Genomic DNA, 26,551 nt, shown 5'->3' with positions numbered 1-26,551 from the left:
GTCACCCGATGTGGAGGGCGACCACCAGCCACCGGGCGCCGGCGTCGGCGGGCACCCGTTCGACACGGCAGGCGATGGCATGGATCCGGTTCCCGCGGCTGTAGGAGCCGGCGACCTCGGCGGCGGCCTCCCGGTCGGTGTGACCGGCCGGCTGCAACCGCACCCGCCGCAACACCGCGGCGCCCGCGTGCCCGGCGGTCGCATGGCCCACGGCGACCACGGAATCCACCAGACTGGGCGCCAGCAACGGGCGCAGCTGCGCGGCCGGCCGCCGGCGGTCGATGACCTCCAGCACCCGGCGCAGCGCCGCATCGGCGAACGCGGCCGCCTGCCGCATCTGCGGTGACGAAGCGGCGCGGGCCGGCTCCGCGGGTGGCCGCCCGGGCGGCTGCGGGCCGCGCCGGCGCAGCGGTGCGCGCGCCGACGGCCGGCACGGTGGAACGCTGCGCGGGACGTCGCGCGGGGGAGGCTCGTAGTCGACGACGGGCAGGACGGCGAAGGCGTCGGATGGACCCGCGACAGGACTGCTGTTCACCACGCACTCTCCAACTCTTCGGTCGAACCGTGAGCCCGCTGGAGAGTGGCAGGCAGTGGTCATCATGGCACAACCGCGGCCCCCGCGTACCCGCGCTCGGCCGGGACCAGGCGAGGCGATTACCGTGGGCGGGGCATCTCCTTAAGCAACAGGGCGATTCGACGGAGGAGGTCTGCGCCCTTATGGTGACCCGGCTGTCCCCATCGGACGCGTCGTTTTTTCGGCTGGAGAACACGGCCACCCCGATGTATGTCGGATCGCTGGCGATCCTGCGCCGGCCGCGTGCGGGATTGAGCTACGAGACGCTGCTGGCCACCGTCGAGCAACGGCTACCCCAGATCCCGCGCTATCGGCAGAAGGTCCGGGAGGTGCGGGTCGGCTCGGCCCGCCCCGTGTGGGTCGACGACGGCGACTTCGACATCACCTACCACGTGCGGCGCTCCGCGCTGCCGTCGCCGGGCAGCGACGAACAGCTGCACCAGCTGATCGCCCGCCTGGCCGCCCGGCCGTTGGACAAGACGCGGCCGCTGTGGGAGATGTATCTGGTCGAGGGCCTGTCCAAGAACCGGGTCGCCCTCTACACCAAGTCGCACCAAGCGCTCATCAACGGCATGACGGCGCTGGAGATCAACCATGTCATCGCCGACCGCACGAAGCGGCCGCCCGCGTTTCCCGAGGACATCTGGGTCCCGGAGCGCGACCCGGGTAGCGCGCGGCTGATCTTCGGCGCCATCGGCGACTGGTTCGTGGGGCCGGGCACCCAGCTGCAGGCCGTCGGGTCGGCCCTCGGCGGGCTGGTGACCAATCATGGCGAACTGCTCGCCGCAGGCCGCCGGGTCCTCGATTTCGCCCGCACCGTCTCGCGCGGCACTGCACCCAGCAGCCCCCTCAATGCCACCGTTTCGCGCCACCGACGGTTCACGGTGGCGTCTGGCAACCTCGATGACTACCGCGCGGTGCGCGCGCGGTACGACTGCGACGTCAACGATGTGGTGCTCGCGGTGATCGCCGGCGCGCTGGGCAACTGGCTGATGTCGCGCGGGGTGGCGGTGTCGCCGACCGCGACGGTGCGGGCCATGGCGCCGCTGCCGGTCTACGCCGACGGCCAGCTCGACGCGACCGGCCCCGGCCAGGCCATCAGCCAGGTCACGCCCTTCCTGGTCGACCTGCCGGTGGGCGAGCCGAACGCGGTGGTGCGGCTGTCGCAGATCGCGCACGCCACCGAATCGAACCCGACGGGCGCGCGCCTGGTGGACGCCCGGACCATCGTCACCCTGTCGGGATTCGCGCCCCCCACGCTGCACGCCATGGGTATCCGCGTGGCCACCAGTTTCCCCACCTTCTCCAGGCGGACGTTCAACCTGCTGATCACCAACGCGCCCGGGACCCAGTCGCAGATGTACATCGCGGGCGCCAAGCTGCTGGAGACCTACGCCGTGCCGCCGCTGCTGCACAATCAGGCGCTGGCCATCAGCGTGACGTCCTACAACGGCATGCTGTATTTCGGCATCAACGCCGACCGCGAAGCGATGAGCGACGTGGAACTGCTGCCCGGCCTGTTGAGCCAATCGCTCGAGGAATTGCTGGAAGCTTCCCGGTAATTAGTCCACGTGAAAAGCGCTGGCCGGTTCTATCATCCGTTGATGTGAGCACCGCGACGAAAAGCCCCAAGGCAAAACCGGCGAAATCGGCGGAGCCGAAAGTACCCAAGATTTCCGACGAGGTATACCGCGCCGAATTGTTCCGCCTGCAAACGGAATTCGTGAAGCTGCAGGAGTGGGTGCGGCACACCGGCCAGCGCCTCGTGGTGATCTTCGAAGGCCGCGACGGAGCGGGCAAGGGCGGCACCATCAAGCGGATCACCGAATATCTCAACCCGCGCGTCGCCCGCATCGCCGCGCTGCCCGCGCCGACCGACCGGGAACGCGGCCAGTGGTACTACCAGCGCTACATCGCCCACCTGCCCGCCAAAGGGGAGATCGTGCTGTTCGACCGGTCGTGGTACAACCGCGCCGGCGTGGAAAAAGTCATGGGATTTTGCACGCCCCAAGAGCATGCGCTGTTCTTGCGCCAGACCCCGATCTTCGAACAGATGCTGATCGACGACGGGATATTGCTACGCAAGTATTGGTTCTCGGTCTCCGCTAACGAGCAGCTGCGCCGGTTCAAGGCGCGCCTGAATGACCCTGTGCGGCAATGGAAACTCAGCCCGATGGACACCGAATCGCTGTATCGGCGGGAGGACTATTCGCGCGCCAAGGACGAGATGATGGTGCACACCGATACCCCGGTCAGCCCCTGGTACGTCGTGGAATCCGACATCAAGAAGCACGCGCGGCTGAACATGATGGCGCATCTGCTGGCTAGCATCGAATATCACGACGTCGAGCGCCCGCACGTCAAACTGCCCAAGACCCCGGTGGTGAGCGGGAACTACCAGCGCCCGCCGCGTGAACTGTCCAAGTACGTCGACGACTACGCGGCCACACTGATGGGGGATTCGTGACGCTGGTCTACATCCCGGCCACGCTGGCCATGTTGCAGCGGCTGGTCTCCGACGGCTCGTTGATGCCCGTCAACGGCACCGCGTTCGCGCTGACGCCGACGCTGCGGGAGTCCTACGCCGAGGGTGACGACGACGAGCTCGCCGAGGTCGCGCTGCGCGAGGCGGCGCTGGCGTCGCTGCGCCTGCTGGCCGACTCGGACGCGGAGGAGGCCGCGACCGGTGGGTCCTTGCCTCCGCGGCGAGCGGTGCTGGCCGCCGAGGTCGGCGACGTCCGCTACCGCCCCGACCTCGACGACGCCGTGGTGAGACTCGACGCGCCCGTCGCGCTGACCGACGTGGTCGCCGCCTATGTCGACAACGCGGCGGCCGAGCCCGACGTGACGAAGGCGATCGACGTCATCGACGCCGCCGACCTGGGCGACGAGGACGCCGAGCTGATCGTCGGCGACGCTTTAGACCACGACCTGGCCTGGTACGCCAACCAGGAACTGCCGTTTCTGCTGGAGCTGCTCTGACACTGTGACGCGGTCGGGGCGCGTGAGCCTAGCTACGCGACCGTAGGTTACGGTACCGTAGGTTTCGTGAGGCCCCAGGAATCGACCACAATGGTGAGCGCAACCAAGACGCCGCGTAGTGAGCAGGAGCTTCCGCTGGGCAGACGTAACCCCTCTATCAAGGGCAACGTCGTCGAAACCAAGCGACCCGTTGTCGCGGGCGCGGACCGGCATCCTGGCTGGCACGCGCTGCGCAAGATCGCCGCGCGCATCACCACACCGTTGCTGCCCGACGACTACCTGCACTTGGCGAACCCGCTGTGGTCCGCGCGGGAACTGCGCGGCCGCGTGCTCGAGGTGCGCCGCGAGACCGAGGATTCCGCGACCCTGGTGATCAAGCCGGGCTGGGGCTTCGACTTCGACTACCAGCCCGGCCAGTACATCGGGATCGGCCTGCTGATCGACGGACGCTGGCGCTGGCGGTCGTATTCGCTGACGTCCAGCCCCGCCGCGACGTCGGGATTCGGCTCCGCGCGCACCGTGACCATCACCGTCAAGGCGATGCCCGAGGGGTTCCTTTCGACCCACCTGGTGGCCGGCGTCGCGCGCGGGACCATCGTCCGGCTGGCCGCGCCCCAGGGCAACTTCGTGCTGCCCGACCCGGCGCCGCCGTCGATCCTGTTCCTCACCGCCGGCTCCGGGATCACGCCGGTGATGTCGATGCTGCGAACCCTGGTGCGACGCAATCAGATTGGGGACATCACGCACGTGCACTCGGCGCCCACCGCATCCGACGTGATGTTCCGCGGCGAGCTGGCCGCGCTGGCCGCCGAGCACCCGGGCTACCAACTGAAGCTGCGGGAGACCCGCGCCCAGGGCCGGCTCGATCTCGCCCTGCTCGACCACGAGGTGCCGGACTGGCGCGAGCGCCACACCTGGGCCTGCGGGCCGGAGGGCATGCTGACCCAGGCCGAGAAGATCTGGTCGGCGGCGGGCATTGGCGACCGGCTGCACCTGGAGCGGTTCGCGGTGTCCAAGGCCGCGCCGGCCGGCGCGGGCGGGACGGTCACCTTCGCCCGGAGCGGCCGCGCCGTTGCCGCCGATGCCGCCACGTCGTTGATGGACGCGGGGGAGGGCGCCGGCGTGCAGATGCCGTTCGGCTGCCGGATGGGTATATGTCAGTCGTGTGTGGTGGATCTGGTGGAGGGTCACGTTCGGGACCTGCGCACCGGCGCGGAACACGAGCCGGGCACCCGGATTCAGACCTGCATCTCGGCCGCTTCCGGCGATTGCGCCCTCGACATCTAAAGGCTACTCACTGGTAACCTACGGGTTCGTAGGTTACGATAGCGTAGGTCTGGACCTGGTTTAGGAACGGACGAATCGAACCGTAGGGAGAAGAAGACGATGGCGATCACCGACGTCGACGTATTCGCCCATCTGACGGACGCCGACATTGAGAACCTGGCCGTTGAGCTCGACGCCATCCGCCAGGACATCGAAGACTCGCGCGGCGAGCGGGACTCCCGCTACATCCGCCGCACCATCGCGGCCCAGCGGGCGCTGGAGGTATCCGGCCGGCTGCTGCTGGCCGCCAGTTCCCGCCGCTCGGCCTGGTGGGCCGGCACCGTGACGCTGGGCGTGGCCAAGATCATCGAGAACATGGAGATCGGCCACAACGTCATGCACGGCCAGTGGGACTGGATGAACGACCCCGAGATCCACTCCTCGACGTGGGAATGGGACATGAGCGGGTCGTCCAAGCACTGGCGCTACACGCACAATTTCGTGCACCACAAGTACACCAACATCCTCGGGATGGACGACGACGTCGGCTACGGCCTGCTGCGCGTCACCCGCGACCAGCGCTGGAAGCGCTTCAACATCTTCAACCTGGTGTACAACACCCTGCTGGCGCTGCTCTTCGAGTGGGGCGTTGGCCTACAGCACGTGGAACTCGGCAAGATCGCCAAGAAGCGGATGGAGCACGACGACGCCCGGCAGCGGGTGGACGAGTTCCTGGCCAAGGCCGGCCGGCAGGTCGTCAAGGACTACGTCGCGTTCCCGGCGCTGACCGCGCTGTCACCCGGCGCGACGTACCGATCCACGTTGAAGGCCAACGCGGTCGCCAACATCATCCGCAACGTGTGGGCCAACGCGGTCATCTTCTGCGGGCATTTCCCCGACGGCGCAGAGAAATTCACCAAGACCGACATGATCGGCGAGACGAAGGGGCAGTGGTACCTGCGCCAGATGCTGGGCAGCGCCAACTTCGAGGCCGGGCCCGCGCTGCGGTTCATGAGCGGCAACCTGTGCCACCAGATCGAGCACCACCTCTACCCCGACCTGCCGAGCAACCGGTTGCACGAGATCTCGGTGCGGGTGCGGGAGGTCTGCGACAAGTACGACCTGCCCTACACCACCGGCTCGTTTTTGGTGCAGTACGGCAAGACCTGGCGCACGCTGGCGAAGCTGTCGCTGCCGAACAAATACCTGCGCGACGACGCCGACAACGCGCCGGAAACCCGCAGCGAGCGGATGTTCGCCGAACTGGAGCCCGGTTTCGCGGGCACCGACCCGGAGACCGGCCGGCGGCGGGGGCTGAAGACCGCCATCGAGACCGTGCGCGGCTGGCGGCGCGGCAAGCGCGCGCAGCGCGAGGCGCGGCGCGCGGACGACCTCGCGGCATAGCGGCCTAGTCCCGCAGCGCACCGACGCGGCGGGCTCGTGCACGAATACCAGCGCCGCACAAGGGTGAATCGCGTTCGCCGACTACCTAAAGGTGCCGGTGGCCGGGGAGATCAGCGCCTGACTCGGCCCAGCCTTCGGGACTACGCTCCTAGGCATGCTCGCAGCGTTTGGATTCGAAACTCTTGGTGTCGTCGTCGGTGACATGTTCTTCGTCGACCCGCGCCCGCTGGAAGGTCAGGAAACCCCGGAGCGGGGCGTCCGGCTTGAACTGCGCCTCGTCGACCGGGACGAGCCGCAGGGCTCTATTTACGCCGGCGTCCCGATCGGCTTCAACCGCCCGGTCTGGCGGGTGGACCTCTTCGGCTCCACCGAGAGCCCGCCCGGGACCCTGGACCGGGCCCATCACCACCCGAAGTTCGACGGGTGGGAGCCCGGGCGCCGGCACTTCGTTCCCGAGCTGTCCGCCGACCCGGTGGCCTGGCTGGCCGATCAGCTCGCCGACCCGGCCGCCGTGCTGGCGCGGGCGGGGGTCGATCCCGACCAGGTTCCCGACGCCGACAAGGCCGGCCTGGCCGCGGCCGCACCGGAGATCGTGGCGGCGGTGAAGCGGATGCTCGACGGCGTGCGCGACGGGCAGTTGGCTCCGTCGCCGCCTGAGCCGGTCGCCGCCGCCCGCACCGGCTGGCTGTGAGTCAGGCGGTTACTTTCTCGGCCAGCGCCGCCAACTTGTCGTCGAGTTGCTCGGCGGCGCTGAGCAACTCGGGATTCGGTTCGACGACCATCAGCGACGACGGCTTGACGTAAGCCAGGCTGCTACCGGCCGGCTCGTCGGTGATCAGCAGCTCGACCGGGGCGAACAGGCCCGCGGTCACGTCGTGGCGCAGCATCGTGATCGCGATCAACGGGTTGCCGAGGACGACGCGGATCACCTTGCGCTCGATGCCGGTCCTGGTGATCCATGCTCCGTGATCGAAGGTGCCGAACAACATGAATCCGCTTGGCCCGACATGCGATTCGATTCGCTGTCGGTAGGAATCCCAGCCGTCGGAGGTCGTCGCGATGTCGTTGACGGGGACGGGCCGCTCGCCGATGTCGGCCAGCAGCGCGGCGAGCAGCGCGTCGTAGCTCTTGGTGCTGTCGTAGCGCACCCGCACGCCCTCGAACCGGGTCTCGGTCACCATGTTTCAGCCCGCCTTTCAGACGCCGAACCTATAACTTCCCTGTCCTTCGATCCTCACCGATCTTGAGGATCGGAGTCCGGTTCTCCGGTTGAACCCGCTCCCACAGACCGCCCTTGCCCAGCGCCCGTCCCAACCGGTCTTCTCGGTCGAACCACTCCTCGGCGGTCTTGATCCGGTTCGGGTGAATCTCGTCGAGCAGGTCGTAATCGCGATTGATGACTTCGTATTTCCACAAGTTCCAGAACCCGGTGAAGTTGTCGCGGATGTTCATGGTGCTCTTGTCGCGGGGGTCGGCGTTGTAGCCCGCGGGTGCATCGGCGGCTCCGCTCATCGGGCCCGCACGCCAGTACGTGTCCAGGTCGGTGTCGATGTAGCGGGCGGGATGCCCGGTGACCTTCTCGAACGCCGCGGCGAGATCCGCGTAGCGGATCTGGTCGATCGCGACTTCGAGATCCATGCCGTTCGCGCGCTCGGGATGATCGAAGAGCCACCGGACGTAATAGCCGCAATCCTCAAGTGCCACATGGGGCACGGCGCCCGCACCGAGCGGAACCCGCCAGGTCACCACGCCGTCCTCGAGTGCGGGCGCCATGGGCGTCCCGGGCGAGATCACCATCTCGATGTACGGGCCCGTGGTGAAGACCGCCGCTCCCATCCGGTCACGATTCGCCTGGTTCTGGAACAGGATCCACTCGCCCACCCGGCCCTTACCGTCATAGTGGCCGGTGCGGAAGCGGGAGTCGTATCCCGCCTTCTTGAGCCCGTAGTCGAGGTTGCCATAGACGAAGAATTTGACCCCTGCTTCGATGGCTATCTCGTAACTGCGGATGGCCCAATACATCTCGGTCTTCTCACCGGTGTTGAACCCGTCGATGTTGACGAATGCCGCATCGCAGCCGCGGAACCCTTCGCGCAGGACCTCCTCGTCGGCGAACGAGCCTTCCAGTACCGAGACATTCTCCAGGGCGAGAAGCTCCTTGGCCCGGCGCGAGGCGGGGTCGCGGCTGAGGAATCGAACGGAGTATCTCTTGTCGGCGACCAAAGCATGGATGATGGGCATGCCCTGGGCGCCGGTGCCGCCGATGACGAATATCTTCGAGATGCTAGGTGACGACATCGTCGTCAGCCCAGCCGCTCGATGATGGTGGCGTTGGCCATGCCCCCGCCTTCGCACATCGTCTGCAGCCCGTACCGACCCCCGCGCTGCTCGAGCGCGTTGACCAGGGTGGTCATGATTCGGGCGCCGCTGGCGCCCAGCGGGTGGCCGATCGCGATGGCGCCGCCGTTGACGTTGGTCTTGGCCAGATCGGCGCCGGTGTCGTGCGCCCACGCCAGCACGACGGGCGCGAAGGCCTCGTTGACTTCGAACAGGTCGATGTCGGCGAGCGTCAATCCCGCTCGGTGGAGCACCTTTTCGGTGGCCGGGATGACCCCGGTCAGCATGTACAGCGGATCCGAACCCACGACGGTGGTGGTGTGGATGCGCGCCAGCGGGCGCAGGCCGAGCTTCTTGGCGACGTCGCTGGTGGTGATCAGCACGGCGGCGCTGCCGTCCGAAAGCGGCGAGGAGTTGCCGGCGGTGATCTCCCAATTGATCTGGGGGAAGCGGGCTTCCATGGCTTCGCTGTAAAACGCCGGGCGCAAGCCGGCCAGCGTCTCGACCGTCGTGCCGGGCCGGATGAATTCGTCGGCGGACAGGCCCGCGATCGGAATCAGCTCTTTGTCGAACAGCCCATCCTTGGTGGCGCGGGCGGCCTTGTCGTGGCTGCCGGCCGAGAACTCGTCGAGCTGGGTGCGCGAGAATCCCCAGCGCGCCGCGATCAGTTCGGCGCTGATGCCCTGCGGCACCAGGCCGTCGGGGTAGCGCCGCGTCATGTCCGCGCCGAAGGGATTGCTGCCCGGCAACACCGAGGTGCCCATCGGGACGCGGCCCATCGACTCCACACCGGCGGCGACGACGAGGTCGTAGGCGCCGGAGAGCACGCCCTGGGCGGCGAAGCTGATCGCCTGCTGGCTGCTGCCGCACTGCCGGTCGATCGTGACGCCGGGAACCGACTCCGGGAATCCGGCGCCCAGCAGCGCGTTGCGGGCGATGTTGACCGCCTGGTCGCCGACCTGGGCGACGGCGCCGGCGATGACGTCGTCGATCTGCGCGGGGTCCACGCCCGTGCGCGCCACCAGCTCGCGCAGGCTGTGTGCCAGCAGGTCGGCGGGTAAGACGTCGTGCAGCGCGCCGGTGGGCTTGCCCTTGCCGATGGGGGTGCGGACGGCTCCGACGATGACGGCGTCGCGGTTCATGGCTCCTCCTTGAGTCCCACGATCTAGGTATAGACCGCTGTACCCAGGTAAACATCTAGGTACACTAAAAGCAACCCAGCCGGGAGAGTGATTTAGATGACACTGCTACAGGGGCCGCTGGCCGACCGCGACGCCTGGTCGGCCGTCGGCGAGTGCGCGATCGAGAAGACCATGGCGGTGGTGGGCACCAGGTCCGCGATGCTCATCATGCGCGAGGCCTATTACGGCACCACGCGCTTCGACGACTTCGCCCGCCGGGTGGGCATCACCAAGGCCGCCACCTCGGCGCGGCTGTCCGAACTGGTCGAGCTGGGGCTGCTGAAGCGGCAGCCCTACCACGAGCCGGGGCAGCGCCGTCGCGAGGAATACGTGCTCACCGAGGCCGGCATCGACTTCATGCCGGTGGTGTGGGCGATGTTCGAGTGGGGCCGGCGCCACCTGCCCGGCCGCAACCGCCTCCGGTTGACCCACCTCGGGTGCGGCGCCGAGGTGAGCGTCGAAATCCGTTGCGCGGAGGGCCACAAGGTGGCGCCCGACGAGCTCGGGATGCGGCTCGTCAAGCCGTAGTCTTTCGCGCGCTCGCGGGTTGGAGTCAGGCCTCCCGGAGCGCGGCCAGCAGCCGCCGGGCCGCGGCCACGCGGCGGGCGGCGGGTCCGGACAGCGCGTCCAGCGCGCATTCGGGGTCGGCCGGCGGACCCATGTGCCCGCAGCCGCGCGGACAGTTCTCGATCGCCATGGCCAGATCGGAGAACGCCATCAGCACGTCGTCGGGCTCGATGTGCGCCAGCCCGAAGGACCGGATGCCCGGGGTGTCGATCACCCAGCCCGAGGTCGCCAGCGGCAGCGCGACCGACTGGGTGGAGGTGTGCCTGCCCCGGCCGATGTCGGTGACCTCGCCGACGGCCCGTTCCGCCTCGGGGACAAGGCGATTCACCAACGTCGACTTGCCGACGCCGGAGTGCCCCAGCAGCACGGTGATCTTGCCGTCGAGCAGGTCGGCCACCGCGAGCAACGGGTCGTCGCGGCCCGCGGTGACCACCGTGAGGTCCAGGTCGACGAACTGCTCGGCGAACGGCTCCGGCCGGGCGAGGTCGGTCTTGGTCAGGCACAGGATGGGCGTCAGGCCGCCGGCGAACGCGGCGATCAGCGCCCGGTCGACCAGGCCCGTCCGCGGCGGCGGATCGGCCAGCGCCACCACGATCAGCAATTGGTCGGCGTTGGCGACCACCACCCGTTCGGTCGGATCGGTGTCATCGGCGGTGCGCCGCAACACCGTTCGCCGCTCGGCCCGCCGGACGATGCGGGCCAGGGTATCGAGGCGCCCGGACAGATCGCCGACCACGTCGACGTCATCGCCGACGACGATCGGCGTGCGGCCGAGTTCCCGCGCCCGCATGGCCGTGATCCGGCGTTCGGGGTCGCCGCCCAGCACGCACCCCCAGCGGCCCCGGTCGACGCTGACCACCATGGCGGCCTCGGCGTCGGCGTGCTCGGGACGAGTCTTGGTGCGCGGTCGCGAGCCCCGGCCGGAGCGGACCTTGACGTCGGACTCGTCGTAATCGCCGGGCCTCAAATATCGGACCCCAGCATGTGCGCCCACAGCCGCGGAAACTCCGGCAGCGTCTTGGAGGTGGAGCCGATGTCGTCCACCACGACCCCGGCCACCCGCAGCCCAACGATCGCGCCCGCCATCGCCATCCGGTGGTCGGCGTAGGCCCGCCAGACGCCGGGGTGCAGCGGTGTCGCGGTGATCACCAGGCCGTCGGGCGTCTCGGTGCAGTCGCCGCCGAGGTTGTTGATCTCGGTCCGCAGCGCGGCCAGCCGGTCGGTCTCGTGGCCTCGCAGGTGGCCGATGCCGGACAGGCGCGACACCGAGCCCGGGGTCGCCAGCGCGGCCAGGGCCGCTACCGACGGGGTCAACTCGCCGACGTCGCGCAGGTCGACCTCGAAGCCGTCGTAGCCGGTTGAGCCCCGCACTTCGAGGAACGAATCACCCTGGGCGACAACGGCATTCAGCTTGCCCAGCACCGTCAGGATGTGCTCGGCCGGTTGCACGCTGTCCGCGGGCCACCCGGTGATGCGCACCGTCCCGCCGCTGACCACGGCCGCCGCCAGGAACGGGACGGCGTTGGTCAGGTCCGGTTCGACCTGCCAGTGCCGGGCCGCGACCGGGCCGGGTTGCACCCGCCAGGTGTTGCGGACCGAGTCGTCGACCGCAACCCCGGCCTGGCGCAGCATCACCACCGTCATCGCGATGTGCGGCGCCGACGGCAGCGTCGCCCCGGTGTGCCGCACGGTCAGCCCCTCGGTGAACGACGGCGCGCACAGCAGCAGGCCCGACACGAACTGCGAGGACGCCGAGGCATCGATGTCCACTGTCCCGCCGGCGACCGATCCGCCGCCGTGGACACGGAAGGGCAGGCCCGAGCCCTCGATCGGCACGCCCAGGCCGCGCAGCGCGTCGAGCAACGGCGCGATCGGCCGCGCCCGGGCCTGCTCGTCGCCGTCGAACTCGACCACCGCCTCGGCCAGCGCCGCCAGCGGCGGGACGAACCGCAGCACCGTGCCGGCCAGGCCGCAATCCACCCGCGCCTGGGGCCCGGGGGCGATCCGGCCGCCGACGGTCAGCTCGGACCCGGCGCCGTCGACCCGCAAGCCGAGGGTGCGCAGCGCGCCGATCATCAGGTCGGTGTCGCGGCTGCGCAGCGCCCCGCTGACGGTCGGGTTGCCGTGCCCCTGCGCGGCCGCCAAAGCCGCCAGCACCAGCGCCCGGTTGGTCTGCGACTTCGAGCCTGGAACGGTCACGGTCGCGTGCACCGGTTTCGGCGCGCTGGGGGCCGTCCACATACTCACCGGTCCATCATGGCGTGTCGGGCTCTTCTGCCACCATGGAAGGTATGTGTGGACGGTTCGCGGTCACCACAGATCCGGCGCTGCTGGCCCAGAAGATCAAGGCGATCGACGAGGCCACGGGCGCCTCCGAGGGCGCGGGCGCGCCCAATTACAACGTGGCCCCGACGTCCACCATCGCGACCGTCGTGAGCCGCCACACCGATCCCGACGACGACCCGACCCGCCGGGTGCGGCTGATGCGCTGGGGCCTGGTGCCGCCGTGGGTGAAGGCCGGCGCCGACGGGGCGCCGGAGACCAAGGGCCCGATGCTGATCAACGCCCGCGCGGACAAGGTGACCACCTCGCCCGCGTTCCGGTCGAGCGCCAAGTCGAAGCGTTGCCTGATCCCGATGGACGGCTACTACGAATGGCGCGTCAACCCGGATGCCGCCGGCGGGAAGAAGTCCCGCAAGACGCCCTTCTTCATGTACCGCGAGGACGGCGAGCCGCTGTTCATGGCGGGGTTGTGGTCGGTCTGGAAGCCGGCCAAGGACGGCTCGCCGCTGCTGAGTTGCACCATCATCACCACCGACGCGCCCGGCGAGCTGGCCGAGATCCATGACCGGATGCCGCTGGTGGTGCCCGAGGGGGAGTGGGACCGCTGGCTGGACCCCGACGCCCCGGTCGACGAGAAGCTGCTCACCCGGCCGCCCGACGTGCGCGGCATTCGCATGCGCGAGGTGTCGACGCTGGTCAACAACGTCCGCAACAACGGGCCCGAGCTACTCGAGCCGGCCGACCCGGAGCCCGAGCAGGCCACGTTGCTTTAGTTGCTGAGCACCAGCTTCCAGTTGCCGTTGACGTTGCGGTCCGGGATGCACCAGAAGTTGTTCCAGTTGCCCGGGGTCGACGCCTTCACGCCCGGCCCGGCGTTCTGGCAGGCCTCGCGGGTGGGATAGTTGCCCTCGGTCTGGATCGTTTCGGCATGGCCGATGCCGACGCCGGCGGTCAGCAACCCCGCGGCGCCCAGCACACCGGCGGCGAGCAGGGCCGCGGCGCGGGATCGCTTCGTGTTCATGGCGGGAGCGTAACGCCACCGCGAAAAATCCGGCCGGTTTTCGCCATGGCGTTACAAGCGCGCGGCTACCCGCGGATGTCCGCGGTGACCGCGTCCGTCAACCGGATCAGGTCCCGCGGTGCCACCGCGACGTCCCAGCCGCGACGGCCGGCGCTGCAGTACACCCGATCCCAGTCCAACGCGCCCGCGTCCACGACCGTCGGCAGGGTCTTGCGTTGCCCGAACGGCGACACCGCGCCGACCACGTAGCCGGTGGCCCGCTCGGCGGCGGCCGGCTCGGCCATGCTCGCTTTGGCCACCCCCAGCGCCGCGGCGGCCGCCTTCAACGAAACCCGGTGCGGCACAGGCAATATCGCGACGGCGAGCCCGCCCGGCACCGCGATCACCAGGGTCTTGAAGATCTGCTCGGGCGCGATGCCGCGCTCGGTTAGCGCGTGGACCGCCTCCAAGCCGAAGGAGCGTTCGCGCGGGTCGTGGTCGAACGTGACAACCTCATGCGGCACACCGGCTTTCACCAACGCGGCGAGCGCGGGTGTGGCGGCGCGGCCCACCGGCGTGGCCCGACTAGGGACCCGTGTACCCAGGCGGGTTGACCCCGTCGACCCAGAAGTCGACGCCGAGCTTCCCGCCCGGCACGCAGTTGTACACCGACAGGTCGGTGACGCCGGATTCCAGCAGCACGTCCTCGCACAGCAGCATGTTGCCGGTGTATTCGCGGGCCGGCTTGTTGAGGATCACGTAGGCCGCGTCGGAGTACACCTCCGGCTTGCGCGCCCGGCCCATCGCCTCGTCGCCCCCGAGCAGGTTCTGCACCGCGGCGGTGGCGACCAGTGTGCGTGGCCACAGGGTGTTCGACGCGATGCCCGCCTCACGCATCTCCTCGGCGATGCCCAGCGCGCACAGGGTCATGCCGAACTTGGCCATCATGTACGCCGTGGGCTTCAACCACTCCTTGCCGAGCAGCACCGGCGGCGACAGCGTCAGGATGTGCGGGTTCTCCCGGCCCTGCATGTGCGCCAGGCAGGCCTGCGAGACGGCGTAGGTGCCGCGCACCTGGATGCCGTTCATCAGGTCGAACCGCTTCATCGGCACCTCGGTGATGGACCCCAGGTTGATCGCCGACGCGTTGTTGACGCAGATGTCGATGCCGCCGAACTGCTCAACGGTCTTGGCCACCGCGGCCTCCACCGACTCCGGGTCGCGGACGTCACCCACGATGGGCAGGGCCTGCCCGCCCGCTTCCTCGAGCTCCTTGGCCGCGGTGTACACCGTGCCCGGCAGCTTGGGGTGGGGCTCGGCGGTCTTGGCGATCAGGGCGATGTTCGCGCCGTCTTGGGCGGCACGCTTGGCGATCGCCAGGCCGATACCGCGGCTGGCGCCGGAGATGAACATGGTCTTGCCGTTCAGGGACATGGCGTCACACTAACGTCAGCCCGCTCTCGGCTGGATCGGGGGACGGGCGCCAGGCACCCCGCCGGGAAATAGCACGTCGGCCTCGGCTGTTGAAGGGATCGGTCTCGAAGTTCCGAGTGGGCGCCACCCGCGCAGACAGTGTCGGTGGCAGCCTCTAGATTGGGAGGAGCGGTTTGGTGTCAACGGCGACGAGCCTGTTGGACCGTCCAATGGGTGCCGAGCAGTTGGCTTGCGTTCTGGCAAGCCCGGTGGCGCTTCCGGTGCTGTCCGGTGACACCGCAGCAGAAGGGACCGGGGTAATCGACATGGCCGACAGCGACGGCACGACCGCACAGGAGATTGCCGAGCCGGGCCCGCAGGAGACGGACGCGGAGCTGATGGCGCGTTTCGAGCGCGACGCGATTCCGCTGCTGGACCAGCTTTACGGCGGTGCCCTGCGCATGACCCGCAATCCCGCCGACGCCGAAGACCTGCTGCAAGAGACGATGGTGAAGGCCTACGCGGGCTTCCGCTCGTTCAGGGCCGGCACCAACCTCAAGGCTTGGCTGTACCGGATCCTGACCAATACCTACATCAACAGCTACCGCAAGAGGCAACGCCAGCCGGCCGAGTACCCGACCGAGGAGATCACCGATTGGCAGCTTGCGTCCAACGCCGAGCACTCGTCCACCGGGCTGCGGTCGGCCGAGGTCGAGGCGCTGGAGGCGCTGCCGGACGACGAGATCAAGGAAGCGCTGCAGGCGTTGCCCGAGGAATTCCGGATGGCCGTCTACTACGCCGATGTCGAGGGTTTCCCGTACAAGGAAATCGCCGAGATCATGGATACGCCCATCGGGACGGTAATGTCACGGCTGCACCGCGGCAGGCGTCAACTGCGGGCGCTGCTGGCTGACGTGGCCAAGGAGCGGGGCTTCAACCGCGGCCACCAGGCGCACGAGGAGGTGTCGTCATGAGCGAATTGTCGGGCCCCGGCGACACGTGCCCCAATGACGACGCCCACGGCGCCGTCGGCTGTGCCGAGGTGATCCGCCAAGTCTGGCTGCTGCTCGACGGCGAATGCACGCCCGAGTCGCGGGACCAGCTGCGCCGCCACCTCGAGGCGTGCCCAGGCTGCTTCAAGCATTACGGCCTCGAGGAGCGCATCAAGGCGCTGATCGCCAGCAAGTGCAAAGGCGAGAAGGCCCCGGAGGGCCTGCGCGAGCGGCTACGGCTGGAGATCCGGCGGACCACCATCATCCGGGAGACGCGCTAGCCGTCCTAGGCGTTGGGCCGCTTGCCGTGGTTGGCCTTGCTGTGCTTGCGGTCGCGCTTCTTGCGGCCCCGTTTTGCCATTTCGGAAAACCTCCGTCGATTGATCAGAACCGGGCGCCCGGCGCCCGTTAGCTTGCCTCACATTCTCGCACGGCCTGTCGGGGCCCCGTGCGCCGCGGTGGGCCGGGGGCCTGTGGTTCGATATACACCGAGCCTGACGGAAGCTAGATGGACCAGCAGCCAGCCTGCGCAATGGCCGAAACGAGTGGGGTGAAGATGGCCGAGGATGTGCGCGCCGAGATTGTGGCCAGCGTGCTCGAAGTCGTAGTCAGCGAGGGTGACCAGATCGGCAAAGGCGACGTCGTGGTGCTGCTGGAGTCGATGAAGATGGAGATCCCGGTCCTGGCTGAGGTCGACGGCACGGTCAGCAAGGTGAGCGTCTCCGTGGGCGATGTCATCCAGGCCGGCGACCTGATTGCCGTGATCAGCTAGGCACGACAAGGTTTGAAGCGTTTGTTTTCTGCTGCCGGCGAATGGCCCGGGGAGTGAGCGATGTCGACTCTCGGTGACCTGCTCGCCGAACACACCGTGCTGCCCGGCAACGCGGTGGACCACCTGCACGCGGTGGTGGGGGAGTGGCAGCTGCTGGCAGACCTGTCCTTCGCCGACTACCTGATGTGGGTTCGTCGCGACGACGGCATGTTGGTGTGTGTGGCGCAGTGCCGGCCGAACACCGCGCCCACGGTGCTGCTCACCGACTCGGTGGGCAGCGTCGTCGCCGCCGACCGGCTGACGCTCGTCGCAGAGACCTTCGACTCCGGCATCGCCCAGCGGGATGGCGACGCGGCGCAAAACGATTCGTGGTTGCCCGGCCCGCACGTCGAGGCGTCCCCGGTGCGGTACGGCGGGCGGGTGGTGGCCGTGCTCACCCGGCATCAGACCGCCGACGCGGCCGAGCGCGCGTCCGGCCACCTGGAGACCGCCTACCGGGACTGTGCCCGGGATCTGGTCCACATGCTCGCCGAGGGCACCTTCCCCGATGTGGGCGACGTGGTCATGTCGCGCTCCACCCCGCGGGCCGGCGACGGCTTCATCCGGTTGGACGTCGACGGCGTGGTCGCCTACGCCAGCCCCAACGCGGTGTCGGCCTACCACCGGATGGGTCTGACGACCGAGCTGGAGGGCCGCAACCTGGTCAAGGTCACGCGGCCGCTGGTCTCCGACCCGTTCGAGGCGCAGGAGCTGGCCGAGCACGTGCTCGACCTGCTGGCCGGCGGGCGCAGCATGCGGATGGAGGTGGACGCCGGCGGTGCCACGGTGCTGCTGCGGACGCTGCCGCTGGTGGTCGACGGCGCGAGCGCCGGCGCCGCGGTGCTGATCCGCGACGTCACGGAGGTGAAGCGCCGCGACCGGGCCCTGATCTCCAAGGACGCGACGATCCGCGAAATCCACCATCGGGTGAAGAACAACCTGCAGACGGTGGCGGCGCTGCTGCGGCTGCAGGCCCGCCGCACGGTGAACGCCGAAGGCCGGGAGGCGCTGATCGAATCGGTGCGCCGGGTCTCGTCCATCGCGTTGGTGCACGACGCGCTGTCGATGTCGGTGGACGAGCAGGTCAACCTCGACGAGGTCATCGACCGGATCCTGCCGATCATGAACGACGTGGCGTCGGTCGACCGGCCGATCCGGATCAATAGGGTCGGCGACCTGGGCGTGCTGGACTCCGACCGCGCGACCGCCCTGATCATGGTGATCACCGAACTGGTTCAGAACGCGATCGAGCACGCCTTCGACCCCGCCGTCGAAGAGGGCTCGGTGACCATCCGCGCCGAACGTTCGGCGCGCTGGCTCGACGTCGTCGTGCACGACGACGGCCGTGGTTTGCCGGACGGCTTCAGCCTGGAGACGTCCGACAGCCTGGGCCTGCAGATCGTGCGGACGTTGGTGTCGGCCGAGCTGGACGGCACGCTGGGCATGCGCCAAGCCCCGTCGCGGGGCACCGATGTGGTGTTGCGGGTGCCGATCGGCCGGCGAGCCCGATTGGTGTTATAGGCGGCCTGCGCCCAACACAACAGCGCGGCCCCGACTTTCGTCGAGGCCGCACTGTGTGGTCTAAACCGAGTCAGACTCCGCTACGGGCCTTCGTCCGGGCGTTGCGACGCTTGAGTGCGCGCCGCTCGTCTTCGCTCATGCCGCCCCAGACGCCCGAGTCCTGGCCGGTATTCAGGGCCCAGGAAAGGCAGTCTGTGGTCACCGGGCACCGATTGCAGACCAGTTTCGCGTCAGCGATCTGCGCGAGCGCCGGGCCGCTGTTCCCAACCGGGAAGAACAGCTCCGGGTCTTCGTCGCGACAGACCGCCTTGTGGCGCCAATCCATAAGTTGTTACTCCTCACTGAGTGCGCAGCAAGGCGCACGGCCAATTTTCTTCGGCTGTTAACGCGTGCACAAGAAAAGGGGCCGTACCCCTATCTAAATTTCTGCATGCAACCTTTCGATCGTTTCACAGGCCCAACAGAAGTCAATAGCGTGCGTTACCTCGTGGGCAATCTCACTTTGACCGTTCCGTAGCCGGGCCATTACTCCGTTGTACTACACTGACTGGCCGATCTCGCGGAAAATATTCGCCAGCCGGCCCTCGGTAGCTTCGTTACTGCAGCTCAGGGTGGCTTTTTTGCGGAGGCGCGACAACGGCCAGCGCGTTCGGGACTGCCCGGAACGTCATGCTTTCGCGCACGCCGAGGTAATCCCCGTCGAACTGGCAGGCGACCGGGCCCCCCGCCGAGGTCACCCGCAAACAGGGCACGTCGTCCTCGGTGATGAGGTGGTCGAACGCGAACTTGGGCCGTTTGGCGAACATCTGCCGCACGATGCGCAGCGTCGGGATCGTTTTCATGCTCTTGGGTGCGAACACGCCTAGCCCCGACTCGAAGGTGCAGCCCGGGTTGGTCCACACCGGCCGGTCGTTGGCGAACGTCCACGGGCTGGAATTGGAGACGAACACGAAGCTCACCCCCGGGACGGGTTCGCGGCCCGGCAATTCGAGCTGCAGCATCGGCTCGCGGCGCGTGTAGCGCCACACCGCGGGCACCGCCGCGCGGATGTAGCGCCACGCCGTGACCTTCCCACCCTTGTCGCGTTCGGCCTCGACCGCGGCGACCACCTCCGCGTCCACCCCCATCCCCGTGTTGAAGACGGCCCACCGCTCACCGCAGTCGATCAGCCCGATGCGGCGCCAGGTGTGGTGGCGGCGATAGTCGTCGATCAGCTGGATGAGCTGGTTGGTCGCGGCCACCGGGTCACGCGAGATGCCCAGCGAGCGCGCCAGCACGTTCGCCGAACCGCCGGGAACCACCGCGACCGCCGGCACCGGGCCGGTGGGCCCCGAAGTCGAGCCCGGACGGCCGAGCAGGCCGTTGACCACCCCGCTGACCGTGCCGTCGCCGCCGTGCACCACGACCAGGTCCACGCCGTCGGCGACCGCCTTCTCCGCGAGTTCGGTGCCGTGACCGCGGTGGTGGGTGTGTTCGACGGTGAGCTGCAGGCGGCTCTTGAGCGCGTGGGCCAGCAGGTCGCGGCCGGCCGGGGTCGTGGAGGTGGCGGTCGGGTTCACGATCAGCACGGCGCGCATGATGCACGAGCTTATGCGGGCCGGTTAAGGCCGCGCTGTGGGGAACTCCCCGCGGTGGTGGGTGACTACGCTGACGCGGGTGACCGTCTTTCGCCGCCACCCCGGGGCCGCCCCGGCCGCCGTGCGCGGCGCCGGGCTGCTCGTGGCGGTGCAGGGGCTGGGGGCGCTGGTCATGGCGGCGGTGCTGGTGGTGCGTGCCGTCGCGGGGCCCGACCAGCGCGTGGTCAACGGCTCGCCCGCAAGCGGGTGGTACTCCCAGGGCACGGCGGTCTTCTTCGTCCTGGTCGGCGCGGTGGTGCTGGCCGCCGGCCGCGCGCTGATCCTCGGCAAGCGCTGGGGGCGCGGGCTGGCCGTGATCACCCAGCTGCTGTTGCTGCCCGTGGCGTGGTACCTGACGGCCGACTCGCACCGGCCCGGCTTCGGGATTCCCGCGGGCATCGCGGCGCTGGCCGTGCTCGGCCTGCTCTTCAGCCCCGCCGGCCTGCGCTGGGCGGCCGGCGGCGATCAGCGTGATTCGGCCAGCTCGGCCAGCCGGCGGCCCGACACCCGATAGGTGGTCCATTCGCGCTGCGGTTGGCCGCCGACGCCGTCGTAGAGCGTGATGGCGTCGGCGTTCCAATTCAGCACCGCCCAGGACAACCGCGTGTAACCGTTGTCGACGCATTCGGCCGCCAGCGTCGCCAGCAGCGCGCGGGCCAGGCCGCGGCGGCGAAACTCCGGCCGCACGAACAGGTCTTCGAGGTAAATGCCCGCCACGCCATCCCACGTGGAGAAGTTGAGGAACCACAGCCCCATCGCGGCGACCTGTCCGCCGACCTCCGCGACGTGCCCGTGCAACGTCGGGTTCGCACCGAAAAGCGCTGCGGCAATTTGTTTTTCGGTGACCGTGCATTGGTCGGCGGCATTTTCGAATTCGGCCAACGCGTGAATCATTTCGGTGATGGCGGCGGCGTCTTCGGGTGTGGCGCGGCGGATGGTCATCACTCGACGCCCAATGCGTTGAGGATCGTGGCGAATTTCGTTGTGGTTTCCGCGACTTCCTCGTCGGGGTCGGATTCGGCGACAATGCCGCCGCCGGAGCGGGCCAGCGCGCCGCGGCGGTCCGCCGACAGCTGCGCGCAGCGGATCGCCACCACCCAGCGGCCGTCGCCCCGGGCGTCGCACCAGCCCACCGCCCCCGCGTAGAACCCGCGGTCGCCCTCGAGCTCGGCGATGAGCTCGACCGCGGCCTTGGTCGGCACCCCGCCGACGGCGGGGGTGGGATGCAACGCCAGGGCCAAATCGATTGCGGTGGTTGCGCTGTCGCGCAGCCGGCCGCTGATCGGCGTGCACAGGTGCCACACCGCCGCGGTGCGGCTCAACTCGGGCTCGGCGGCGATCGTCAGCTCGTCGCATAGTGGCTCCAGGGCGGTCCGGATGGTCTCGATCACCAGCTGATGCTCGTGCCGATCCTTGGCCGAGCCGGCCAGCGCGGCGCCGTTGGCCGCGTCGGCGTCCGGGTCTGCCGCGCGGGGGGCCGACCCGGCGAACGGCCGGCAGGTGACGCGCTCCCCGGAGCGCGCCACCAGCAACTCCGGGCTGGCGCCCACGAGCGCCACCCCGGCGTAGTCGTCGCCCGCCGCGGTCAGGTCGACCAGATAGCCATAGGCCGCGGGATCCGCGTCGACAAGCCGGCGCAAGATGACGCGCGCGTCCAGGGGGGCATCGGCCACCAGCCGCAGCGCGCGGGACAGCACCACCTTGCTCAGCAGGCTGTCGGGGGCGGTGAGCTGATCGCGGGCCCGGACGATGCGGCGCCGGTAGTCGTCGGGCGGCGGGTCGGTGGCGGCGATGCGCACCGGCGGCAGCGGGCCCGTCGGCCAGTCCGGCGGGCCGTCGGCGCGGCGCACGGCCTCGGGTGTCAGCAGCGCCGCGGGCCGATCCACGTCAAAAGGCAACGCGCCCAACACTATTGGCGCACTGCCCGACCTCAAGGCGTCCTGCGCCGCCGCCACGTCGCGGTAGCGCTGCCGCACCCCCTCGGCGAGCAGGGTTTGCTTCGGTCCGCACAGCGCGAACGGCGGTTGGGCGCTCACCCGGGTTTGATCGCCTGTGGCTGGGCGGTCAGGCCGAGCGCGGCGAGCTGCCGCACCCCATGTTCGAAGCCGCACACGGCGAGCGAGCCGGCCAGCATCCAGAAGCGGCTGCCCTCGACGAGCGGGAGCTCCACCCAGCGCGTGATGACCGAGCGGGAGAAGTGGCTGTGCCCCACGAACACCACGTCGCGGTCGCTCATGTGCTCCAGCGCGAACGCGACGGCCCGGTCGGCGCGCTCGCTGACCTGCGCCACGCTCTCGCCACCGGGGCATCCGTGCGTGAAGACCAGCCAATCGGGAACCGATTCCTGGATCTGCGGGGTCGTCAACCCCTCGTAGGATCCGTAATCCCATTCGGCGAGCAGCGGAGTGACCTCGTCGACCGCGAGCCCGGCCAACTTGGCCGTGGTGAGTGCGCGGATGCGCGGGCTGCTGACCACCAGGGGGTCGGTGAGGCTGAGTTCGCGCAGGACGCGGCCGGCGAGCTCGGCCTGGACGCGGCCGGTGTCGGTGAGCTCGAGGTCCGTCCGACTGGTGTGCTGGCCGGATTTCGACCACTCGGTCTCGCCGTGGCGGAGCAGTACAAGTCGGTGGTTGTGCAGGCCCATATCGACCGATTCTGCCGGACGACACCCCGGGCCCGTCGGCCGCAGCGCGGGGCGATCGAACATGCCAGGATGGGCACTGTGACCGTGGCAACAAGGAGGGGCGGGCGCTGGTGAGTAAGACCCGGGTATTGGCGGTGGCCAACCAGAAGGGCGGCGTAGCCAAGACGACGACGGTTGCCTCGCTGGGAGCGGCGATGGTGGACAAGGGTCAGCGGGTGCTCCTGGTCGACCTGGATCCGCAGGGTTGTTTGACGTTCTCGCTGGGCCAGGACCCCGACAAGCTCCCGGTGTCGGTGCACGAGGTGTTGCTCGGTGAGGTCGAGCCGAACGCGGCGCTGGTCACGACGATGGAGGGCATGACGCTGCTGCCCGCCAACATCGACCTGGCCGGCGCCGAGGCCATGCTGTTGATGCGCGCCGGCCGCGAGTACGCGCTCAAGCGCGCGCTGGCCAAGGTCTCCGACGCTTTCGACGTGGTCATCATCGACTGCCCGCCGTCGCTGGGCGTGCTCACCCTCAATGGGCTGACCGCCGCCGACGAGGTGATCGTTCCGCTGCAATGCGAGACGCTGGCGCACCGCGGCGTCGGCCAGTTCCTGCGCACGGTCGCCGACGTCCAGCAGATCACCAACCCGGAGCTTCGGCTGCTCGGCGCGTTGCCGACGCTGTACGACTCGCGGACCACCCACACCCGCGACGTGCTGATGGACGTCGCGGACCGCTACAACATGCCGGTGCTGGCCCCGCCGATCCCGCGGACCGTGCGCTTCGCGGAGGCCAGCGCCTCGGGCTCGTCGGTGATGTCCGGCCGCAAGAACAAGGGCTCGTCGGCCTACGGCGAGCTGGCGAAGGCGCTGCTCAAGCACTGGAAGACCGGCAAACCGCTGCCGACGTTCGCCGTCGAGGTGTAGCGATCAGCGCGAGCAGACGCAAACTCGCACGCCAACTGCCGGTCTCGTGCGATTTTGCGTCTGCTCGGCGGAGACGGCCGCACCCTCAGCCCAGGGCCACCACGGTGTCGCCGCGCTGTTCGAACACCCGGGGTCCCGCGACGGTCGGGACCACCGCCCGCCCGGGCGCGCTGGGCGCCCGGTTCACCGGGATGTAGCGCTCGCTGGCGCCGCTGACGGGGTCGTACACGCCGATCGCGCCGGTGACCGGGACCAGCAGGCGGCCGGCCATCATCGTGCCGGGCCCCAGCGGCGCGGTCGTGTCGCCCGCGGCGATGGTGTAGCGCAGCGTCAGGTTGCCCGTCTCGAAGACCATGACGGAATCGCCCGTCCACCAAGTGATCAGGCTGCCCGCGTGCGAGACCGCCCCGGGACCCGATGCCGGTTTGGACAACAGGTTGCTCGAAACGGTGGTGCCGGTTTCGTCGATCACGTCCACCCGCGGCCGCGGCGAGGGCAGGTAGACCGCGGTGTTGTTCTCCCACACGGTGAGCACCCGGGCGCCGGAGTCCGCCCGGACCCCGGGTTCGGCCACGATGCGTTGCTGGGGTTCGTCGTCGTCCTTGCCGGGGCGCAGCAGCACCAGCCGCAGGTCGGCCTCGTTGACGCAACTCTCCAGTAGCGACACCGCCGACGAGCTGGCCGCCGACGAAACCAGCTTGCAGCCGGAATGCAGGCCGCGCGCCGAGGGTTTCACCCGCGCATCGGTCTCGCCGTAGGCCACCATGCGGACCATGTCGGAGCGCCAGAGCTCGAGCCGGGTGTCACCGGCCGACAACACCGTGGTGCCGTCGGAGGACAGCTGCACGCGCGGGTCGGCGTAACCGCTGCGGGCCGGCCCGCGGCGACCGGTCGACCCGTCGAGCGTGCTCACCTGCCCGCACCCGCGGTCGTCCCGATACACGGCGACGGCGAAGTGGTAGACCCAGGACACCCCGCACAGCTCGCTGTCGCGCTCATAGCTCCACAGTGACTGGCCCGAAGCGGGGTCGCGCCCGTCGACCCGGCGGGCGTCCCCGGTGACGAGGGTCCCGCCGACCGCCACGGGTGCGGTGGTGGCCGGACTGGCCGCGGTCCACAGCTCCTTGAGCGTGCCCGGCACCTGCCGGGCGGGGTTCTGGTTAGGCGCCGCGACGGCGGCCGGGCGGCTGATGGTGGCCCGAGCGTCGCTGGTCCACCAGATTAGCGACGCGACGGCGGCGACGACGACCGCGATGGCGACGGCCGCCACGACATCGCCCTTGGTCCGGCGTTCGGGTCTGACCATCTCCTCGGCGCGCGGCTCAGTTGGCGTGCGCGCCGGCTTCGGCGGGCTTGCGGCGCCGGCGGCGGCGCCTGCTGGTCCCGGACTTGCTTGACGCCTCCGCGGCGGCTTCGCCGTTGGTGTCGCCGGCCGCGGCGTTGCCGTTGGGGTGCCCGGTCACGGGCTGGCCGCCGCGGGTGCGCCGCCGCGGGGCGCCGGAGCGGTCACGCCCGGTCCGCTCCGCCTTCTGGCCGTCACGGTCGCTGCTGCGGCGCGGGCCCTGCGGCTTCTTCGGCGTTCCGACGGTGCCGCTCGCCCCGGCGGGGATGCCCAGCTCCTCGTAGAGGTGCGGCGAGTTCGAGTAGGTCTCGGCGGGCTCGGGGCAGTCCAGGCCCAGCGCCTTGTCGATCATCGACCAGCGGGGCAGCTCGTCCCAGTCCACCAGCGTGACCGCTATACCGGTCTTGCCGGCGCGGCCGGTGCGGCCGATGCGGTGCACGTAGGCCTGCTCGTCCTCGGGAATCTGGTAGTTGATGACGTGGGTGATGTCGTCGATGTCGATGCCGCGGGCGGCCACATCGGTGGCCACCAGCACGTCGATGTCGCCGGCGCGGAAGGCCTTGAGCGCCTTCTCGCGGGCGATCTGGCCGAGGTCGCCGTGCACGGCGCCGACCTTGAAGCCCCGCTCGGCCAGCTCGTCGGCGACCTTCTGCGCGGTGCGCTTGGTGCGGGTGAAGATCATCGTCGCGCCGCGGCCCTCGGCCTGCAGCACGCGGCTGACCAGCTCCACCTTGTCCAGCGCGTGGGCCCGGTAGACGAATTGCTCGGTGGTGTCGTGGGTGGCCGCCGAGTGCGGCGCCTCCGCGCGAATGTGCGTGGGCTGGTTCATGAAGGTGCGGGCCAGCGTGATGATCGGCCCGGGCATCGTCGCCGAGAACAGCATCGCCTGCCGCTCGACGGGGATCTGGCGCAGGATGCGCTCGATGTCGGGCAGGAAGCCCAGGTCGAGCATTTCGTCGGCCTCGTCGAGCACCAGGACGGACAGCCCGCCCAGCTGCAGGTGGCCCTGCTGGCTCAGGTCGAGCAGCCGGCCGGGGGTGCCGACCACGACGTCGGCGCCGGCGCGCAGCGCCTCGATCTGCGGCTCGTAGGGGCGGCCGCCGTAAATGGAGACGACGCTCAGCGGACGATCGCCCTCGGCCTTGAGGTACTGGGCCGCCGTGGCGAGGTCACCGTGGACCTGCAGGCACAGCTCGCGGGTCGGCACCACGATCAGGGCCCGCGGTGTGCCGTTGAGCGGGCGCGCGTCGGCGCCGGCCGTGATGCGCTGCAGCAGCGGCACGCCGAACGCGAAGGTCTTGCCCATGCCGGTGCGGGCCTGGCCGATCAGGTCGTCGCCGGCGAGCGCCAGCGGCAGGGTCAGCTCTTGGATTGCGAACGGGCGCTCGATGCCCTTTTCCGCGAGGGCGCGGACGATTTCGTCGCGAACGCCGATGTTGGCAAAAGTCAATTCAGTTGTGCTCGTGAGTGCGCTCATGCGTGGGTAGTAAGCCTTTCGGTGACATATCCGGTTGTGTCGGTGTTTCTCTGTCGCGGTCACGCGCGCACGAGTTCCGACTCCGAATACGTCGCCGAGTCGCGGGCCCCTGCTCAATCTGGGCGGGCCAGCTGTGCACGCACATTTCGCCGATAGCGGCTTTGGAGAAGAAATCCAGCCGCTATCTACATACATGATAGCTGGTCGAGCGCCGGCTCCCGATTCGCGCC

General features: G+C 69.4%; 31 protein-coding genes. 14 read left to right on the top strand and 17 right to left on the bottom strand.

The annotated features are described in order from the left end of the window. Window position 1 precedes the first annotated feature (1 nt). Window positions 2-490 (bottom strand): Rv3235 family protein, encoded by a 489-nt coding sequence (locus BRW65_RS15890; RefSeq protein WP_073876256.1) that lies wholly within the window; start codon window positions 488-490, stop codon window positions 2-4. Window positions 491-717: 227 nt separating this feature from the next. Between BRW65_RS15890 and BRW65_RS15885 the strand changes: the two genes are divergently transcribed. The 6 genes from BRW65_RS15885 (at window position 718) to BRW65_RS15860 (ending at window position 6,917) form a co-directional block, all read left to right on the top strand. Further along, complete coding sequence (locus tag BRW65_RS15885) at window positions 718-2,136, top strand: WS/DGAT/MGAT family O-acyltransferase (RefSeq protein ID WP_073876094.1); 1,419 nt, start codon at window positions 718-720, stop codon at window positions 2,134-2,136. A 44-nt stretch (window positions 2,137-2,180) separates the two neighbouring features. Beyond that, window positions 2,181-3,041 (top strand): polyphosphate kinase 2, encoded by an 861-nt coding sequence (ppk2, locus tag BRW65_RS15880; RefSeq protein ID WP_073876091.1) that lies wholly within the window; start codon window positions 2,181-2,183, stop codon window positions 3,039-3,041. Continuing rightward, window positions 3,038-3,556: a DUF6912 family protein gene (locus BRW65_RS15875; RefSeq protein WP_139273135.1), complete on the top strand. Its 519-nt coding sequence runs from the start codon at window positions 3,038-3,040 to the stop codon at window positions 3,554-3,556. The genes ppk2 and BRW65_RS15875 overlap by 4 nt, the downstream gene beginning before the upstream one ends. A 93-nt stretch (window positions 3,557-3,649) precedes the next feature. Then, window positions 3,650-4,843: a ferredoxin reductase gene (locus BRW65_RS15870; RefSeq protein WP_432206430.1), complete on the top strand. Its 1,194-nt coding sequence runs from the start codon at window positions 3,650-3,652 to the stop codon at window positions 4,841-4,843. A 99-nt stretch (window positions 4,844-4,942) separates the two neighbouring features. Further along, entirely contained in the window at window positions 4,943-6,226 is a 1,284-nt protein-coding gene (locus tag BRW65_RS15865) for a fatty acid desaturase family protein (RefSeq protein ID WP_073876089.1), read from the top strand. A gap of 154 nt (window positions 6,227-6,380) precedes the next feature. Further along, on the top strand, window positions 6,381-6,917 hold the full coding sequence (locus BRW65_RS15860; RefSeq protein ID WP_073876088.1) for a hypothetical protein: 537 nt from the start codon (window positions 6,381-6,383) through the stop codon (window positions 6,915-6,917). A gap of 1 nt (window position 6,918) precedes the next feature. Here the strand turns inward: BRW65_RS15860 and BRW65_RS15855 are convergent, their stop codons facing one another. Genes BRW65_RS15855 through BRW65_RS15845 form a run of 3 tightly spaced genes read right to left on the bottom strand, consistent with a single transcriptional unit; the run spans window position 6,919 to window position 9,705 of the window. Further along, complete coding sequence (locus tag BRW65_RS15855) at window positions 6,919-7,404, bottom strand: DUF302 domain-containing protein (protein ID WP_208611824.1); 486 nt, start codon at window positions 7,402-7,404, stop codon at window positions 6,919-6,921. A gap of 31 nt (window positions 7,405-7,435) precedes the next feature. Further along, window positions 7,436-8,524: an NmrA family NAD(P)-binding protein gene (locus BRW65_RS15850; protein WP_073876086.1), complete on the bottom strand. Its 1,089-nt coding sequence runs from the start codon at window positions 8,522-8,524 to the stop codon at window positions 7,436-7,438. Between the two features lie 5 nt (window positions 8,525-8,529). Beyond that, window positions 8,530-9,705 (bottom strand): thiolase family protein, encoded by a 1,176-nt coding sequence (locus BRW65_RS15845; protein WP_073876085.1) that lies wholly within the window; start codon window positions 9,703-9,705, stop codon window positions 8,530-8,532. Between the two features lie 96 nt (window positions 9,706-9,801). Between BRW65_RS15845 and BRW65_RS15840 the strand changes: the two genes are divergently transcribed. After that, window positions 9,802-10,272, top strand: a complete 471-nt coding sequence (locus tag BRW65_RS15840) for a winged helix-turn-helix transcriptional regulator (protein WP_073876084.1) — start codon at window positions 9,802-9,804, stop codon at window positions 10,270-10,272. Between the two features lie 25 nt (window positions 10,273-10,297). On the opposite strand, the gene rsgA is transcribed toward BRW65_RS15840, so the two are convergent. Next, complete coding sequence (gene rsgA, locus BRW65_RS15835) at window positions 10,298-11,278, bottom strand: ribosome small subunit-dependent GTPase A (protein ID WP_073876083.1); 981 nt, start codon at window positions 11,276-11,278, stop codon at window positions 10,298-10,300. Further along, the gene (aroA, locus tag BRW65_RS15830; RefSeq protein ID WP_139273133.1) at window positions 11,275-12,558 is read right to left on the bottom strand and encodes a 3-phosphoshikimate 1-carboxyvinyltransferase; all 1,284 of its coding nucleotides are present in this window, start codon (window positions 12,556-12,558) and stop codon (window positions 11,275-11,277) included. Before aroA ends, rsgA begins: the two co-directional genes overlap by 4 nt. A gap of 44 nt (window positions 12,559-12,602) precedes the next feature. On the opposite strand from aroA, the gene BRW65_RS15825 reads away from it, so the two are divergent. Continuing rightward, the gene (locus BRW65_RS15825; RefSeq protein ID WP_073876077.1) at window positions 12,603-13,367 is read left to right on the top strand and encodes an SOS response-associated peptidase; all 765 of its coding nucleotides are present in this window, start codon (window positions 12,603-12,605) and stop codon (window positions 13,365-13,367) included. Here the strand turns inward: BRW65_RS15825 and BRW65_RS15820 are convergent. From BRW65_RS15820 to BRW65_RS15810, 3 genes are all read right to left on the bottom strand, one after another. Next, window positions 13,364-13,615 carry a hypothetical protein gene (locus BRW65_RS15820; RefSeq protein WP_073876075.1) on the bottom strand — a complete coding sequence of 84 codons (252 nt, stop codon included), beginning with the start codon at window positions 13,613-13,615 and terminating at the stop codon, window positions 13,364-13,366. The genes BRW65_RS15825 and BRW65_RS15820 overlap by 4 nt on opposite strands. A gap of 65 nt (window positions 13,616-13,680) precedes the next feature. Continuing rightward, a complete protein-coding gene (locus BRW65_RS15815; protein WP_073876073.1) occupies window positions 13,681-14,166 on the bottom strand; it encodes an aminoacyl-tRNA deacylase in 486 nt (161 codons plus the stop codon). A gap of 13 nt (window positions 14,167-14,179) precedes the next feature. After that, entirely contained in the window at window positions 14,180-15,028 is an 849-nt protein-coding gene (locus BRW65_RS15810; RefSeq protein WP_073876071.1) for an SDR family oxidoreductase, read from the bottom strand. 305 nt (window positions 15,029-15,333) lie between these two features. Here BRW65_RS15810 and BRW65_RS15805 point away from each other — a divergent pair, with 305 nt between their 5' ends. Then, window positions 15,334-15,981 (top strand): sigma-70 family RNA polymerase sigma factor, encoded by a 648-nt coding sequence (locus tag BRW65_RS15805; RefSeq protein WP_167374054.1) that lies wholly within the window; start codon window positions 15,334-15,336, stop codon window positions 15,979-15,981. Further along, window positions 15,978-16,280, top strand: a complete 303-nt coding sequence (gene rsrA, locus BRW65_RS15800) for a mycothiol system anti-sigma-R factor (protein ID WP_073876069.1) — start codon at window positions 15,978-15,980, stop codon at window positions 16,278-16,280. The genes BRW65_RS15805 and rsrA overlap by 4 nt, the downstream gene beginning before the upstream one ends. A 5-nt stretch (window positions 16,281-16,285) precedes the next feature. On the opposite strand, the gene BRW65_RS32930 is transcribed toward rsrA, so the two are convergent. Further along, window positions 16,286-16,360, bottom strand: a complete 75-nt coding sequence (locus BRW65_RS32930) for a 50S ribosomal protein bL37 (protein WP_011728008.1) — start codon at window positions 16,358-16,360, stop codon at window positions 16,286-16,288. A gap of 195 nt (window positions 16,361-16,555) precedes the next feature. On the opposite strand from BRW65_RS32930, the gene BRW65_RS15795 reads away from it, so the two are divergent. Further along, window positions 16,556-16,771, top strand: a complete 216-nt coding sequence (locus BRW65_RS15795) for a biotin/lipoyl-binding carrier protein (protein ID WP_073876250.1) — start codon at window positions 16,556-16,558, stop codon at window positions 16,769-16,771. 60 nt (window positions 16,772-16,831) lie between these two features. Further along, window positions 16,832-18,331, top strand: coding sequence for a sensor histidine kinase (locus tag BRW65_RS15790; RefSeq protein WP_073876068.1), 1,500 nt, complete (start codon window positions 16,832-16,834; stop codon window positions 18,329-18,331). Window positions 18,332-18,401: 70 nt separating this feature from the next. Here BRW65_RS15790 and whiB1 read toward each other — a convergent pair whose 3' ends face one another. Both whiB1 and BRW65_RS15780 read right to left on the bottom strand, forming a co-directional pair. Beyond that, on the bottom strand, window positions 18,402-18,656 hold the full coding sequence (gene whiB1 / locus BRW65_RS15785; protein WP_007168139.1) for a transcriptional regulator WhiB1: 255 nt from the start codon (window positions 18,654-18,656) through the stop codon (window positions 18,402-18,404). Window positions 18,657-18,927: 271 nt separating this feature from the next. Then, a complete protein-coding gene (locus BRW65_RS15780) occupies window positions 18,928-19,908 on the bottom strand; it encodes a diacylglycerol/lipid kinase family protein (RefSeq protein ID WP_073876067.1) in 981 nt (326 codons plus the stop codon). Window positions 19,909-19,987: 79 nt separating this feature from the next. Between BRW65_RS15780 and BRW65_RS15775 the strand changes: the two genes are divergently transcribed. Beyond that, window positions 19,988-20,461 (top strand): hypothetical protein, encoded by a 474-nt coding sequence (locus BRW65_RS15775; RefSeq protein ID WP_139273131.1) that lies wholly within the window; start codon window positions 19,988-19,990, stop codon window positions 20,459-20,461. On the opposite strand, the gene BRW65_RS15770 is transcribed toward BRW65_RS15775, so the two are convergent. The 3 genes from BRW65_RS15770 to BRW65_RS15760 are packed head-to-tail and all read right to left on the bottom strand — an operon-like array spanning window position 20,413 to window position 22,591. Further along, window positions 20,413-20,889, bottom strand: coding sequence for a GNAT family N-acetyltransferase (locus tag BRW65_RS15770; RefSeq protein WP_073876065.1), 477 nt, complete (start codon window positions 20,887-20,889; stop codon window positions 20,413-20,415). The two genes, BRW65_RS15775 and BRW65_RS15770, sit on opposite strands and share 49 nt — an antisense overlap. Then, window positions 20,889-21,983 carry an isochorismate synthase gene (locus tag BRW65_RS15765; protein WP_073876063.1) on the bottom strand — a complete coding sequence of 365 codons (1,095 nt, stop codon included), beginning with the start codon at window positions 21,981-21,983 and terminating at the stop codon, window positions 20,889-20,891. The genes BRW65_RS15770 and BRW65_RS15765 overlap by 1 nt, the downstream gene beginning before the upstream one ends. Next, window positions 21,980-22,591 (bottom strand): acid phosphatase, encoded by a 612-nt coding sequence (locus BRW65_RS15760; protein ID WP_073876061.1) that lies wholly within the window; start codon window positions 22,589-22,591, stop codon window positions 21,980-21,982. The genes BRW65_RS15765 and BRW65_RS15760 overlap by 4 nt, the downstream gene beginning before the upstream one ends. A gap of 110 nt (window positions 22,592-22,701) precedes the next feature. On the opposite strand from BRW65_RS15760, the gene BRW65_RS15755 reads away from it, so the two are divergent. Next, window positions 22,702-23,502 carry a ParA family protein gene (locus BRW65_RS15755; protein WP_073876059.1) on the top strand — a complete coding sequence of 267 codons (801 nt, stop codon included), beginning with the start codon at window positions 22,702-22,704 and terminating at the stop codon, window positions 23,500-23,502. Between the two features lie 85 nt (window positions 23,503-23,587). On the opposite strand, the gene BRW65_RS15750 is transcribed toward BRW65_RS15755, so the two are convergent. Continuing rightward, window positions 23,588-24,808, bottom strand: a complete 1,221-nt coding sequence (locus tag BRW65_RS15750; RefSeq protein ID WP_073876058.1) for an Rv3212 family protein — start codon at window positions 24,806-24,808, stop codon at window positions 23,588-23,590. Window positions 24,809-24,824: 16 nt separating this feature from the next. Next, window positions 24,825-26,321, bottom strand: coding sequence for a DEAD/DEAH box helicase (locus tag BRW65_RS15745; protein ID WP_073876057.1), 1,497 nt, complete (start codon window positions 26,319-26,321; stop codon window positions 24,825-24,827). Window positions 26,322-26,551: the final 230 nt, after the last annotated feature.

The sequence above is a fragment of the Mycobacterium paraffinicum genome, from assembly GCF_001907675.1.
In the GTDB taxonomy this organism is placed as follows: Bacteria; Actinomycetota; Actinomycetes; order Mycobacteriales; family Mycobacteriaceae; genus Mycobacterium; species Mycobacterium paraffinicum_A.
Note: the sequence above shows the minus strand (reverse complement) of the source record. Positions and strands in the feature narration are given on the sequence as shown.

What these genes read in the sequence shown, in the direction of transcription:
- BRW65_RS15840 (WP_073876084.1), top strand. Translation starts at nt 9,802, where the DNA reads ATGACACTGCTACAGGGGCCGCTGGCCGACCGCGACGCCTGGTCGGCC.
- rsrA (WP_073876069.1), top strand. Translation starts at nt 15,978, where the DNA reads ATGAGCGAATTGTCGGGCCCCGGCGACACGTGCCCCAATGACGACGCC.
- BRW65_RS15770 (WP_073876065.1), bottom strand. Translation starts at nt 20,889, where the DNA reads ATGACCATCCGCCGCGCCACACCCGAAGACGCCGCCGCCATCACCGAA.
- BRW65_RS15810 (WP_073876071.1), bottom strand. Translation starts at nt 15,028, where the DNA reads ATGTCCCTGAACGGCAAGACCATGTTCATCTCCGGCGCCAGCCGCGGT.
- BRW65_RS15745 (WP_073876057.1), bottom strand. Translation starts at nt 26,321, where the DNA reads ATGAGCGCACTCACGAGCACAACTGAATTGACTTTTGCCAACATCGGC.
- BRW65_RS15795 (WP_073876250.1), top strand. Translation starts at nt 16,556, where the DNA reads ATGGCCGAGGATGTGCGCGCCGAGATTGTGGCCAGCGTGCTCGAAGTC.
- BRW65_RS15865 (WP_073876089.1), top strand. Translation starts at nt 4,943, where the DNA reads ATGGCGATCACCGACGTCGACGTATTCGCCCATCTGACGGACGCCGAC.
- BRW65_RS15825 (WP_073876077.1), top strand. Translation starts at nt 12,603, where the DNA reads ATGTGTGGACGGTTCGCGGTCACCACAGATCCGGCGCTGCTGGCCCAG.
- BRW65_RS15850 (WP_073876086.1), bottom strand. Translation starts at nt 8,524, where the DNA reads ATGTCGTCACCTAGCATCTCGAAGATATTCGTCATCGGCGGCACCGGC.
- BRW65_RS15885 (WP_073876094.1), top strand. Translation starts at nt 718, where the DNA reads ATGGTGACCCGGCTGTCCCCATCGGACGCGTCGTTTTTTCGGCTGGAG.
- whiB1 (WP_007168139.1), bottom strand. Translation starts at nt 18,656, where the DNA reads ATGGATTGGCGCCACAAGGCGGTCTGTCGCGACGAAGACCCGGAGCTG.
- BRW65_RS15805 (WP_167374054.1), top strand. Translation starts at nt 15,334, where the DNA reads ATGGCCGACAGCGACGGCACGACCGCACAGGAGATTGCCGAGCCGGGC.
- BRW65_RS15760 (WP_073876061.1), bottom strand. Translation starts at nt 22,591, where the DNA reads ATGGGCCTGCACAACCACCGACTTGTACTGCTCCGCCACGGCGAGACC.
- BRW65_RS15750 (WP_073876058.1), bottom strand. Translation starts at nt 24,808, where the DNA reads ATGGTCAGACCCGAACGCCGGACCAAGGGCGATGTCGTGGCGGCCGTC.
- BRW65_RS15860 (WP_073876088.1), top strand. Translation starts at nt 6,381, where the DNA reads ATGCTCGCAGCGTTTGGATTCGAAACTCTTGGTGTCGTCGTCGGTGAC.
- BRW65_RS15845 (WP_073876085.1), bottom strand. Translation starts at nt 9,705, where the DNA reads ATGAACCGCGACGCCGTCATCGTCGGAGCCGTCCGCACCCCCATCGGC.
- BRW65_RS15820 (WP_073876075.1), bottom strand. Translation starts at nt 13,615, where the DNA reads ATGAACACGAAGCGATCCCGCGCCGCGGCCCTGCTCGCCGCCGGTGTG.
- BRW65_RS15790 (WP_073876068.1), top strand. Translation starts at nt 16,832, where the DNA reads ATGTCGACTCTCGGTGACCTGCTCGCCGAACACACCGTGCTGCCCGGC.
- BRW65_RS15780 (WP_073876067.1), bottom strand. Translation starts at nt 19,908, where the DNA reads ATGCGCGCCGTGCTGATCGTGAACCCGACCGCCACCTCCACGACCCCG.